We start from the raw sequence: 11,701 nt of genomic DNA on the forward strand, positions 1-11,701 counted from the left end.
GCCTGATATTATAACCTGGTACTAAGACCACATCATATTCATTATAACCTGTTGCGGGGCAAAAAGAAAACAGGCTTGCGAATTGAATTTAGAACGCAATCGCGTTGCCGTCAACCGCCAACATCGCTTCACCCAGCGCCTCCGCCAAAGTCGGATGCGGGTGTATCATCGCGCCAACTTCCCATGGCGTCGCGTTCAGCCAGCCTGCAAGCGCAGCCTCGGAGATCAAATCAGTCGCATGCGGTCCGATCATATGGACCCCAAGAATGTCATTGGTCTTGCGATCCGCAATTACTTTGACGAAGCCTTCCGCTTCGCCGAGTACAAGCGCTTTGCCAATCGCCTGAAAGGGAATTTTGCCGATTTTCATATCATGGCCCTTCGTTCTGGCGCCATCCTCCGTCAAACCGTAGGAAGCGATCTCCGGCTTGGAGTAGATGCATCTCGGAATAAGATGAGGCGGCGTGTGCGCCGGTGTGCTTCCCGTCAAATGCTGCACGGCAGCTATGCCTTCATGCGAAGCGGCATGAGCGAGCTGAACGCCGCCGACAACATCGCCAATCGCGTAAATATGGGGCTCGCTTGTTTGCCCGAATTCATTCGCATAGATGAAACCGTCGACAGTGCGGATATCGGTATTTTCCAATCCGATGCCCTCTACATTCGCTTGTCTGCCAATCGAAAGAAGCAGCTTCTCCGAGGTCAGAATAACATCCCCATCCGGCGTTGTCGCCGAAAGCGTAATTCCTTCATCGCCCGATTGATACGACTCCGTCTTCAAGCTGGCGCTCGTTATGATCCTTACGCCTCTTCTGCCAAGCTGCTTTGCAAGCGCTGCAGACACTTCCGTATCTTCGCCGGGAAGCAGTCTCGCACCAGCTTCAATCAGCGTTACTTGAACGCCGAAATCCTGCAGCATGGACGCCCATTCCACGCCAATGACGCCGCCTCCGACAATCAGAATCGAAGTCGGCAGCTCCTCCAGCGCGAGCGCATGATCGCTTGTCAGAATATGTACGCCATCCGGTTCGAGGCCTGGCAGCAGCCTCGGTCTTGAGCCTGTTGCGATAATCAGATTCGTTGAAACAACCGATTCCATCTCGCCATCCTCCAGCTCCACCGCCAGCGAGCCGCTTCTGGGTGAGAAGATGGACGGACCGATAATCCTGCCTTTCCCCTTCACAATCGTAATGCCATGCTTCTTCATCAAACCTTGCAAGCCTCTATGAAGCTGCTCCACTGTATCATCCTTGCGCCTTTGAACCTGACCGAAATCAACAGCAATATGCGAACGATCTACCGCAATACCGAATTGATCCGCGTCTAGCAGCGTCCGATAGACCTCTGCGCTTCTCAGCAGTGATTTGCTTGGAATACAGCCCTTGTGAAGACAGGTGCCTCCGAGCCTGTCCATCTCAACCAAAGCAACCCTCTTGCCTTCCTGAGCCGCACGAATTGCCGCCGTATAGCCCCCTGGGCCTCCGCCTAATATGGCTACATCTACTTCAATTGTCATCCTGCCGCCTCCAATATGCATCCATGTTCTTTCGATTATTATTAATAAATGCCGATATTCAATCAAACTCCAACTCTATTGTACCCCTTTTGGAACAGCATTTCACTTCACGATTGTCAAATAGACACATTTCCCCGAAAGCGTTATGATGATAAGAGCCGTCAGGCTTCTTTTCAATTCTTTTGTAAGAAGGAGCAGCAGTCGTTATGAGAATGATTATGTCCCGCTTTATCGCTGTTTTATTGCTTGTTATTCCAGGCGTTATAGCATGCATCGGTTTTTTGAAAATGAAAGATTCGGTTTTTAATTATTTCTCCGAATTCGGGGATGATACGATTACGCCTGATTTTCATTGGCTAACCTTTCTGCTTGGGTTGCTCATGTTTGCCGTAGGAGTCGGGTTTATCGGAGGCTGGACCTTCTTCAGAGATCGGAAACGGAATTACGTTGCGCCTCGATTCAAAGAGAAACGCCCGCGTCCGCCGAAGCCTCAAGGCTGAACCGGTTCGTTAACATGGAGATAATGATTAAGCATAACTTTTACAAATTTCAGGATTGCGAATAATACAGCAGAAATCTTACATGCGTATGATGGACAGAGTCCAGTAGGAATGAGGTGATCCCATGCGTATCGTTTTCGATGTTTTTGTTGAAGGAAAGGTGAAAGAAACAATACAGCCGCGTCAACAACGCCTGCAAGATATTCGCGGATTTGTCAAAGAAGAATCGAATCGTTTAATTCAGCTTTACGGCAGCAATGTTTATCTGAATCGAAGAGTCGATTACAAATAGGGTATCCCGCAAGGGCCTTATTTTTTTGCCATCATAAGATGAATCAGGAAAAAAAGAAGCCTCCGGCCGTCCAATGGACAACATAGAGACCCCTCCTATTTGCAAATAACCTTTCATGCACGCATTCGGCTATCCCTGGTCCTTGCGCATATATCAGCCTTGTTCCCGGCAGTCTAACGCTTTCATGAAACCTTATGCTCAATCCTCAGCTTATCCGCCACCATCGCGATAAATTCGCTATTGGTCGGCTTCGACTTGCTGATGTTGATGGTATATCCGAACAGATGCGAGATGGAATCAATGTTGCCGCGCGTCCAGGCGACTTCAATGGCATGGCGGATGGCGCGTTCGACGCGAGATGGCGTCGTTTTGAATTTCTCTGCAATTGCCGGGTAGAGCGTCTTCGTGATGGCGCCAAGAATTTCGATGTTATTATACACCATCGTAATCGCTTCGCGAAGATACTGATAGCCCTTAATATGTGCGGGAACGCCAATTTCGTGAATGATGCTCGTAATATTGGCGTCCAGGTTTTTCCCTTTGCCAAGCGGCACAACATTGGATTTGACTGTCGCCGAACCCGTGTTGTAGCTGGCGGATGAAGAGAAACCCGAGGTTCCCACCAATTGACGGATGCGATTGGCAAGAACGTCCATATCAAACGGCTTCAATATATAATACGATGCTCCGAGCTGTACGGCTTTCTGAGTAATATTCTCCTGACCGAATGCCGTCAGCATAATAATCTTAGGCATGGGTGAGAGGTTCATTTCCCTTAGGCGTTCAAGCACGCCAAGTCCATCCAAATGAGGCATGATTATATCAAGGATAAGCACATCCGGCACATTCCTGTCCTGCTCGAGATGTCTTATCACCTCCTCACCGTTATACGCAACGCCGCTTACATTCATATCACTTTGTTCGGATATGTATTCCGATAACAGGTTTGTAAATTCTCTGTTGTCATCTGCTAACAATACCTCGATCTTCTGCAAAGTTTTATCCTCCCTTAAATGATATTTATGCATGAATTCATTGGCTGTCTGACTTAAGTTTTCGACATTAAGAATGGAATTCCTTCTGTCGAAAATCTTTTTTCTTTATTTTTTTATCCTTCTTCGATATAATAAATATTTTGTTCCATGTTTCGAATTTATTCGCTTCGCTTCGACAGACGATGTCGAAAATTATAGTCAATGAAAACAAACGCCTTCGCAATGCCTACATTGCTGAAGACGTTTCTTTTTTGAGAAAACCTCTATCGAGGCCTTCCTGATGTGGTAAGGAAGCTTGACTCAGCTTTCCATAATCATGCCGCTTCCTTCAGCCAATTGGGAGAAGATTTCATCAATATGCCCGCATCTTGGAGCATCCATTCGATAAAACAACCGTAACCCGAGGTTGGATCATTCACGAATACATGCGTTACTGCCCCGACCAGCTTACCGTCTTGAATGATCGGGCTGCCGGACATGCCCTGCACAATGCCGCCGGTCTTCGTAAGCAACCGCTTATCGGTAATCTTGATAACCATGCCCTTCGTAGCCGGTCCCGTCTGCTTCGACACATGTGCGATTTCAATATTGTAACGCTCCACCTTCTGACCATTAACAACCGTAAGAATCTGAGCGGGCCCTTCCTTTACATCCTCCGCGAATGCGACCGGCATTGACTTGGGGCTGTAGCTGTGTTCAGGAGCGATCGCCATCTTGCCGAAAATGCCGAAAGGCGTATTCTTCTCGATATTGCCGAGAATGCGGCCTTCTTTGACGAATGTGGCATGCTTTGATCCTGGATCCCCAGTCTCGCTTTTGTTAATTGAAGTCACGCTGGATTGCAGAATTTGACCTGTCCCCACTTCAATCGGCGTCTGAGTATCCATGTCCGTAATCACATGTCCCAGCGCTCCGTACACGCCATGATCGGGAGCATAGAAGGTCAATGTGCCAACGCCGGCAGCCGAGTCGCGAATATACAAGCCTAATCGCCAAGCTTTGTCGTCCGCATCGAAGATTGGGCTCAGCGTTGTGCTGCTTAATTTCCCATCGCGCTTATAAGTAATATGAAGCGGTTCTCTCGTTTCGCCGAATTGCTCGCAGATCGCCCCCACTTTGTTCACTTCATTGATCGGCGAACCATTGATCGAGGTAATCAAATCGCCAAGCTTTAATCCGGCCGCTTCCCCGGGCGATTGTTTATGCCCTGATTCATCCATCACTTGATGATGCCCAACGATTAGAATCCCTGCCGACTTCACCTTGACTCCGATGGTTTGCCCCCCCGGAATGACTCGTAAATCTGGTACGACATTTACTTTGACCGTCTTAAAAGGAATTTTACCAAATAATTTCACCTTCATGTTCGTCTGTCCGCTTTGATTTGGCTGCACCGACAGCGGTTCGTTTAAATTAACGGATAAAGATTGCTTTGTTGATCCGTTAATTTGCAGCATCTGTGGATCAACCGTTACCTCAGCATGCACAGGAACTCCATATTGAAGTCGTTTCATCTGGCCGGAGAATAAACGCAGTTCATTCGGAAATGCGGCGAATTGCTGAAACGGAGAAGAGAACCCGACCGTGCAAATGAAGATAACGAGAACCAGTCCAAACCATCGCTTCCTTTGATTGGAGTTCAATGATTTCACGCTCCCTGTCATTCCATCGCATGACGAAAAAGGATAATCGCCAATGGCGTACCTTTAAGTTACCCTTCGCCCCATCTTTTATGTCAGCAAAAACATTCCCAGAATGCCTTCCATTACGCTCCCTTCAATTCAAGCGCCAAATCAAGCATTTCTTGAGCATGATGCCTTGTTTTTTCCGTGATTTCCACGCCTCCGAGCATTCTCGCCAATTCGTCAATGCGCTGTGCAGCATGCAGCTCGCTGACGGAAGTCGATGTTCGTTCGGCTTTCACCGCCTTGCGAATTTCATAATGATGATCCGCCATGCAGGCCACCTGAGGCAGATGTGTTATGGAGAAAACCTGGCATCTCAAAGCAAGAGCCGACATCTTCTCCGCAATGGCTTGCGCTGCGCGTCCGCTCACACCCGTGTCCACTTCATCGAATACAAGCACCGGCACCTGATCAATCTCGGCGAATATGCTCTTCAGAGCAAGCATAATTCGCGACATTTCGCCTCCGGAAGCGATTTTGTTAAGCGGCTTCATCGGCTCTCCCGGATTCGTCGTCAGCATGAACACGGCCTCGTCCAAGCCGTTCGCATGGAGCTTCCGTTCCGGATTCTCTTCCGAGGAGCCTTGCATAAAGCCCACTTCAAACTCGGCATTCATCTGCAATTGACGCAGCTCCTCTTTTATATGCCCTGAGAGACGTTCCGCCGCTGCTCTGCGAAGCTTGGATAATTGACCGGCAAGCTCGAGCGCCTGTTCGCGAAGCTTGATCTCCTGCTGCTGAAGCTCCTCGAGCATGCAATCGCGATTCTCGATTTTGTCGCGCTCCAGCGTGATCTCTTCAAGATAAGCGAGTATATCAGGTATGGTCTCCCCATACTTCCGCTTTAATCCATGAATAGTATCAAGCCGATCCTCGACAATGGCCAGCTCTTCCGGATTCGATTCAATCCCGTCGCGATAATCGCGCAACTGGAAGACAGCATCCTCCGCTTGGTAATACGCAGACTGCAATTGTTCGATAATTGGACCGAGAACGGCCGAATCGTAGGTAATGATATCATTAAGCTTGGTTATCGCACGATTCATGACGTCGAGGCCTTTCCCGCCGCTGAGCGACGCATGCGCTTCCGCTGCCGCATCCATCCGCTTCTCGGCGTACATCAGAATCCGCTTCTGTTCCGTCAATTGTTCATCTTCGTCTTCTTTCAACTCCGCCGTCGATATCTCTTCAATCTGGAATCGGTACAAATCAAGCATTTGTTCATTCTGCCTGGTAGATTCCTCCATGCTGCGCAACTCATTGCGTACCCCGGTCAGCTTCGTATAAGCCTGTCTATAAAGAACCCTCTTCTCCAACAACGCCTTGCCTCCGAACAGATCAAGCCATTCCAAATGCCGGTCCGTACGAAGCAGTGACTGATGCTCATGCTGTCCGTGAATATTGACCAAAGTTTCCCCAATCTCTCGAAGCATGGTTAAGGTTACAAGCTGCCCGTTCACTCGGCTGCTGCTCTTCCCGCCCGACGTTAGCTCCCGTCTTATAATAAGCATGTCCTCGGCGCTGTAAGCAACGCCAAGACTGTCTAGAATAGCCCAGACGGGATGGACTGCCCCAAGATCGAACATGGCTTCGATTTCGGCTTTGTCGCAATGATAACGAACCATGTCCGCTGAGCCTCTGCCTCCAACAACCAAGCTGAGCGCATCGATCAAAATCGACTTGCCCGCGCCCGTCTCGCCTGTTAATACATGAAATCCATTATGAAATAAAACATTGACTTGTTCGATGACCGCTAAGTTTCGGATGGACAGCTCCCGCAGCATGGCTGATGCCTCCCTAATTGAGTAGTGACAGCAAACGTTCTACAACTTGATCGCTTTCCTGCTTCGATCGGCAGATGACAAGGATGGTGTCGTCGCCGCATATGGTTCCCATGACTTCCTTCCACTCCATGCTGTCGAGCATCGCGCCTATTGCATTGGCCGTTCCCGGCAAGCACTTCAGCACCACCAGATTATCTGTATAGTCGATGCTGGTGAAATGATCGAGCAGAGCTCGCTTCAATTTGTGAATCGGATTGAACCTTTGATTGTCTTGAGGAAGCGAATATTTCGAATGGCCTTCCTCCAGCGGCACCTTAATGAGCATGAGCTCCTTAATATCTCTCGATACTGTCGCCTGGGTAACCTGCATCCCCGATTGCCGGAGCGCTTCGACTAACTCCTCCTGCGTTTCGATTTCCTGATTCGATATGATTTCTTTTATTTTGAACTGTCTGATTCCTTTCATACGCAGCAACCTCTCTTGTTCTAATCGATAAGGTGAAACACAATCTTGCGAACGATGCCTTCCTTGGCATCCACGAAGAGCACGCCGCTGCAATCCGGCAGCAGCAAGGCATACACGAGCAAGCGATCTCTCACACCGCTGGCCGTCCAATCCATCGGCATCCGCTCGCGGGCCGTCTTCACCAGATATGCGCTGTCGTCCTTCTCCGCGATATAATCAATGTACAACCGAGTACCGCTGCCAAGCGGTGAGTCGTCCATCTCGATCGGGATGCGAATCACATGCTTTCCCGACGTAACTTCATAGCCCCTCTTGCGAAGCAGCTTCACATTCTCGTCATTCGAAGAGACAGCCCCGCCTTTGCCCAGCTTTATTCGATTCACATTAGCCGGCTCATGCAGCCAACGATAGAAGGCTCGATATAACCAAAACAACAACAAACCGCCTGCAATCAGCATAATGAACCAATCGCCGTAAGTGCCCAGACGCCTCACCACCAATCATGAAGGTCAATCCATTAAGCGAACGTTTGTTTGGTATCAGTCTATCAAATTTTGCATCGATCTGTAAAGAGATTGTTTAAAAAGCTCACTTTGATCCTTCGCTGTAAAGCAAAAAAAGATGTCCATCAGCTGTTCACTGTCGACATCTCTTGCTGTCCATGCTCTTATTTGCTCCAACGAAACGTTTGATTCGCTTCTTTCACAAGCTCTTCAAGTTTCACTTTATCAGGAAACTCAGCCTCCGGAGCATCCATCCATTTCCAGTAAGCGAGAAACTCGATATTGCCCTCTCCTCCCGTTATCGGCGAGAAGGTAAGTCCCTGCAGCTCATACCCGAGTCCGGCGGCCATGCCAAGCACGGCTTCGAGCACTTCGAGATGCACGGAAGGCTCCTTCACGACGCCGGACTTGCCAACCTTCTCCCTGCCGGCCTCGAATTGCGGCTTGATCAAGGCAACAACACCAGAGCCTTGAGGCAGCAACGTCGAGAGAGTAGGCAGAATCAGCTTGAGCGATATGAATGAAACGTCAATTGTAGCGAAGCCCGGCGGAGGACCCGTGAGATCCTCTGGCGTCATGTAACGAAAATTCATCCGCTCCATCACGCCGACCTTGGCATGCTGTCTGAGCGACCAATCCAATTGGTTGTAGCCGACATCGATCGCATAGACATAAGCAGCGCCGCTTTGCAGCGCGCAATCCGTGAAGCCGCCCGTCGATGCGCCAATATCCAGCATGACGACGCCATCAACGCTTATCTCAAACTCGCGAAGCGCCTTTTCCAGCTTCAGTCCGCCTCTGCTTACATAAGGATGCAGCGCTCCCTTCACTTTAATAGGGGCTTCGCGGTCAACCTTCATGCCGCTCTTGTCGACAGGCTCGTTGTTCACAAGCACAAGACCCGCCATGAGCGCCTTCTTCGCCTTCTCGCGGCTGTCGAAAAATCCGCGCTCCACGAGCAATACATCGATCCGTTCCTTGCTAATAATAGTCATCGTACTCCTAACCGTAAGTGCCGACCGATCAGGCTTGGCCGGTTACCCTCTTCATTCTTCTCGGAAGCATGGTTCGAATTTCGTTCGCAACGCGCTCCGAGGTTAATCCGACCTCTTCCCTCTGCTCTTCAATCGAGCCATGCTCCACGAACAGGTCGGGCACGCCGATAATTCGGACTGGAACGTCATAAACGGCTTGCAAGGAATAGAATTCCAACACAGCGCTTCCGAGTCCGCCGAGCACCGAGCCTTCCTCAAGCACAATCAGGCGCTTGCCCGCCTCCGCCATCTTCATCAGCATAGCCTCGTCCAGAGGTTTAATGAATCGGGCGTTGACAATGCCGACATTTACGCCTTCGCGCTTCATCGAATCAGCCGTTTCCTCGGCTACGCCGATCATCGGACCGATCGCCAGAATGACATAAGTATCGCCTTCTCTCAGCGTCTCCCAGCTGCCGATCGGCAGCAGCGGCGGATCGGCATCAAGCTCTACGCCGAGCGCGCTTATACGAGGATAACGTACGGCGATAGGCCCTTCCTCATAGGCAATGGCCGTCTTCATCATCGAGCGAAGCTCGTTTTCGTCCTTGGGCATCATCAATACCAGATTAGGAATATGTCTCAGATAGGCTATATCGTAGACGCCTTGATGCGTTTCGCCGTCCGGACCGACAAAGCCCGCTCTGTCGATAGCAAATACCACATTCAAATTTTGGCGGCAAATGTCATGAACCACTTGATCATACGCGCGCTGAAGGAAGGTCGAGTAGACTGCGAATACAGGCTTCAGGCCTTCGATTGCCAGGGCGGCGCTCATCGTAGCCGCATGCTGTTCGGCAATTCCGACATCGATCATGCGTCCAGGGAAGCGCTCCGCAAATTCCACCAGCCCGGAGCCGCTCGGCATGGCGGGCGTCACGGCGACGATTCGCTTATCCTTCTCCGCGAGCTCGATCAGCATGTCTCCGAATATTTTCGTATACATCGGGGGACCTACCGCCTTAATCATCTTCCCCGATTCGATCTTGTAAGGCGAAGCTCCGTGCCACTTGTGCGAATCGGCTTCCGCAGGCGAATATCCCTTTCCTTTGACGGTAAGCACGTGCACCAGCACCGGACCTGGAATCGAGTCCGCCTGTTTCAGAATGTCCATCAAGCCAGCCAGGTCGTGGCCGTCGACAGGTCCGAGATACGTTAAGCCGAATTGCTCGAACAGTATGCCGCTGACCAGCAAATATTTGAGGCTGTCCTTGAATCTCTCCGCAGTCTTGGCCAGCTTGCCGCCAATTGCCGGCACCTTGTTCAGCAGGCTGTACAGCTCTTCCTTCGCCTTCTGATAATGCCGGTCGGAACGGATCTTGCCGAGATAATGATGCATCGCCCCCACGTTCGGCGCAATCGACATTTCATTGTCATTCAACACGATGAGCATATTCTTCTTCTCATGACCGATATGGTTGAGCGCTTCAAGCGCCATCCCGCCCGTCAAAGCGCCGTCGCCAATAACGGCCACCACGCGGTTCTTCTCCCCGCGCAAATCGCGGGCAAGCGCCATGCCCATCGCAGCGGACAGCGAAGTGCTGCTATGTCCGGCTTCCCATACATCATGCTCGCTTTCCGCTCGCTTCACGAAACCGCATAAGCCTTGATATTTGCGCAGCGTGTCGAAGCGGTCCATTCTTCCCGTCAATATCTTGTGAACATAGGATTGATGGCCGACATCGAATATGAATTTATCTTGAGGACTATTGTATAAATAATGCAGAGCGATCGTCAGCTCGACAACGCCCAGATTGGGCGCCAGATGACCTCCGGTAATCGACAGCTTCTCAATCAGAAACTGACGTATTTCCTCGGCCAGCTGCTCGAGCTGTTCGATGCTTAAGCCTTTCAAATCCTTTGGATCCTGTATTTGTTGGAGCAGCACGTTTCTTCCTCGCTTTCGAAGACAGCTTAAGTAAGGTGTCTTATGAACGTCAACATCTTAACTGATTATAGCACACCGCTTCGAGATTCCCAACCAATTCACGGCTTTCATGCCGTTAATGGTCGCGTGATACGAGGAAATCCGCTATTTGCAGCAATCGCTCCGGAGCATGCAGTCCCGCATCGAGTACAGCTTCTTTGGCATCCCGTGTCAACTGCCGAACAAGGGACTTGCTCTCCTCGAGTCCGATGAGATACGGATAAGTCACCTTCTGCTGCGCGACATCGCTGTTCACCTTCTTGCCCAGCTTCTTCTCGTCCCCGATCAAATCGAGAATGTCGTCTTGAATTTGGAAAGCAAGTCCGACATTTGTTCCGAAGCGAGACAGAAGCTCCAGCTGTTTCTGCGACGCTCCTCCAACCCGTCCGCCCGCTTTCACCGAGAATACGATAAGATCGCTGGTTTTGTGCTTATGTATATATTCGAGCTCTTCGATTGTCGTCTGGCCTTGCTCGCCCAGAATGTCGGCGGCTTGACCGCCTACCATGCCCGACGCCCCGGCAAGAACCGAAAGCTCCTCCACGATAGCAAGCGCTGTTATCGCGTCCAGCTCGCCTTGCTTCCCCGCATGGGAAATCAGGCGGAAGGCATGCGTGAGCAGCGCATCCCCGGCAAGGATAGCCATTGCCTCGCCGAACACCTTATGATTGGTCGGCTTGCCTCGACGGTAATCATCATCATCCATCGCCGGCAAATCATCGTGAATCAAAGAATACGTATGAATATACTCGACTGCCGCGGCAACCGGCAGCGCCTGCACTCCTGCGGCCCCTTCGCCTCTAACGGCTTCGGCTGCCATCAGGACCAGGCAAGGCCGAATACGCTTGCCTCCCGCCTCCAGAGAATAGCGCATGGATTCTCTAAGAGGCTCCGGAATGCTCCACTCCGGCGGAAGCGAAGATTTCATGTACTGCTCCGTTTGCTCGGCGCATTGCATCAGATAGGCTTCAATCGACGTGCTTACGTTCAAGCTGTTCC

General features: G+C 50.7%; 11 protein-coding genes. 2 read left to right on the forward strand and 9 right to left on the reverse strand.

Going from position 1 to position 11,701, the window contains the following annotated elements; translation table 11 throughout:
- Positions 1-88: 88 nt before the first annotated feature.
- The gene (gene lpdA, locus HFP08_RS04065) at positions 89-1,516 is read right to left on the reverse strand and encodes a dihydrolipoyl dehydrogenase (RefSeq protein WP_168119227.1); all 1,428 of its coding nucleotides are present in this window, start codon (positions 1,514-1,516) and stop codon (positions 89-91) included.
- A 206-nt stretch (positions 1,517-1,722) separates the two neighbouring features.
- Between lpdA and HFP08_RS04070 the strand changes: the two genes are divergently transcribed.
- Both HFP08_RS04070 and HFP08_RS04075 read left to right on the forward strand, forming a co-directional pair.
- Positions 1,723-2,016 carry a DUF2627 domain-containing protein gene (locus HFP08_RS04070; RefSeq protein ID WP_168119228.1) on the forward strand — a complete coding sequence of 98 codons (294 nt, stop codon included), beginning with the start codon at positions 1,723-1,725 and terminating at the stop codon, positions 2,014-2,016.
- 124 nt (positions 2,017-2,140) lie between these two features.
- The gene (locus HFP08_RS04075; protein ID WP_168119229.1) at positions 2,141-2,308 is read left to right on the forward strand and encodes a hypothetical protein; all 168 of its coding nucleotides are present in this window, start codon (positions 2,141-2,143) and stop codon (positions 2,306-2,308) included.
- 182 nt (positions 2,309-2,490) lie between these two features.
- Here the strand turns inward: HFP08_RS04075 and spo0A are convergent, their stop codons facing one another.
- From spo0A to HFP08_RS04115, 8 genes are all read right to left on the reverse strand, one after another.
- A complete protein-coding gene (gene spo0A, locus HFP08_RS04080; RefSeq protein WP_168119230.1) occupies positions 2,491-3,303 on the reverse strand; it encodes a sporulation transcription factor Spo0A in 813 nt (270 codons plus the stop codon).
- Between the two features lie 314 nt (positions 3,304-3,617).
- The gene (gene spoIVB / locus HFP08_RS04085; protein ID WP_206109172.1) at positions 3,618-4,946 is read right to left on the reverse strand and encodes a SpoIVB peptidase; all 1,329 of its coding nucleotides are present in this window, start codon (positions 4,944-4,946) and stop codon (positions 3,618-3,620) included.
- A 122-nt stretch (positions 4,947-5,068) separates the two neighbouring features.
- Positions 5,069-6,772 carry a DNA repair protein RecN gene (gene recN / locus HFP08_RS04090; RefSeq protein ID WP_168119232.1) on the reverse strand — a complete coding sequence of 568 codons (1,704 nt, stop codon included), beginning with the start codon at positions 6,770-6,772 and terminating at the stop codon, positions 5,069-5,071.
- Between the two features lie 13 nt (positions 6,773-6,785).
- Positions 6,786-7,238: a transcriptional regulator AhrC/ArgR gene (gene ahrC, locus HFP08_RS04095; RefSeq protein ID WP_168119233.1), complete on the reverse strand. Its 453-nt coding sequence runs from the start codon at positions 7,236-7,238 to the stop codon at positions 6,786-6,788.
- A 20-nt stretch (positions 7,239-7,258) separates the two neighbouring features.
- A complete protein-coding gene (locus HFP08_RS04100) occupies positions 7,259-7,735 on the reverse strand; it encodes a hypothetical protein (protein WP_240941096.1) in 477 nt (158 codons plus the stop codon).
- A gap of 170 nt (positions 7,736-7,905) precedes the next feature.
- Positions 7,906-8,736, reverse strand: a complete 831-nt coding sequence (locus HFP08_RS04105) for a TlyA family RNA methyltransferase (RefSeq protein ID WP_168119234.1) — start codon at positions 8,734-8,736, stop codon at positions 7,906-7,908.
- A 28-nt stretch (positions 8,737-8,764) separates the two neighbouring features.
- Positions 8,765-10,663 (reverse strand): 1-deoxy-D-xylulose-5-phosphate synthase, encoded by a 1,899-nt coding sequence (gene dxs / locus HFP08_RS04110; RefSeq protein WP_168119235.1) that lies wholly within the window; start codon positions 10,661-10,663, stop codon positions 8,765-8,767.
- Positions 10,664-10,778: 115 nt separating this feature from the next.
- Positions 10,779-11,693 (reverse strand): polyprenyl synthetase family protein, encoded by a 915-nt coding sequence (locus tag HFP08_RS04115; protein WP_481856534.1) that lies wholly within the window; start codon positions 11,691-11,693, stop codon positions 10,779-10,781.
- Between the last annotated feature and the right edge of the window lie 8 nt (positions 11,694-11,701).

It is taken from the genome of Paenibacillus sp. HB172176 (assembly GCF_011947265.1).
Lineage (GTDB): Bacteria > Bacillota > Bacilli > Paenibacillales > Paenibacillaceae > Pristimantibacillus.

What these genes read in the sequence shown, in the direction of transcription:
- HFP08_RS04105 (WP_168119234.1), bottom strand. Translation starts at nt 8,736, where the DNA reads ATGACTATTATTAGCAAGGAACGGATCGATGTATTGCTCGTGGAGCGC.
- HFP08_RS04075 (WP_168119229.1), top strand. Translation starts at nt 2,141, where the DNA reads ATGCGTATCGTTTTCGATGTTTTTGTTGAAGGAAAGGTGAAAGAAACA.
- HFP08_RS04070 (WP_168119228.1), top strand. Translation starts at nt 1,723, where the DNA reads ATGAGAATGATTATGTCCCGCTTTATCGCTGTTTTATTGCTTGTTATT.
- ahrC (WP_168119233.1), bottom strand. Translation starts at nt 7,238, where the DNA reads ATGAAAGGAATCAGACAGTTCAAAATAAAAGAAATCATATCGAATCAG.
- lpdA (WP_168119227.1), bottom strand. Translation starts at nt 1,516, where the DNA reads ATGACAATTGAAGTAGATGTAGCCATATTAGGCGGAGGCCCAGGGGGC.
- recN (WP_168119232.1), bottom strand. Translation starts at nt 6,772, where the DNA reads ATGCTGCGGGAGCTGTCCATCCGAAACTTAGCGGTCATCGAACAAGTC.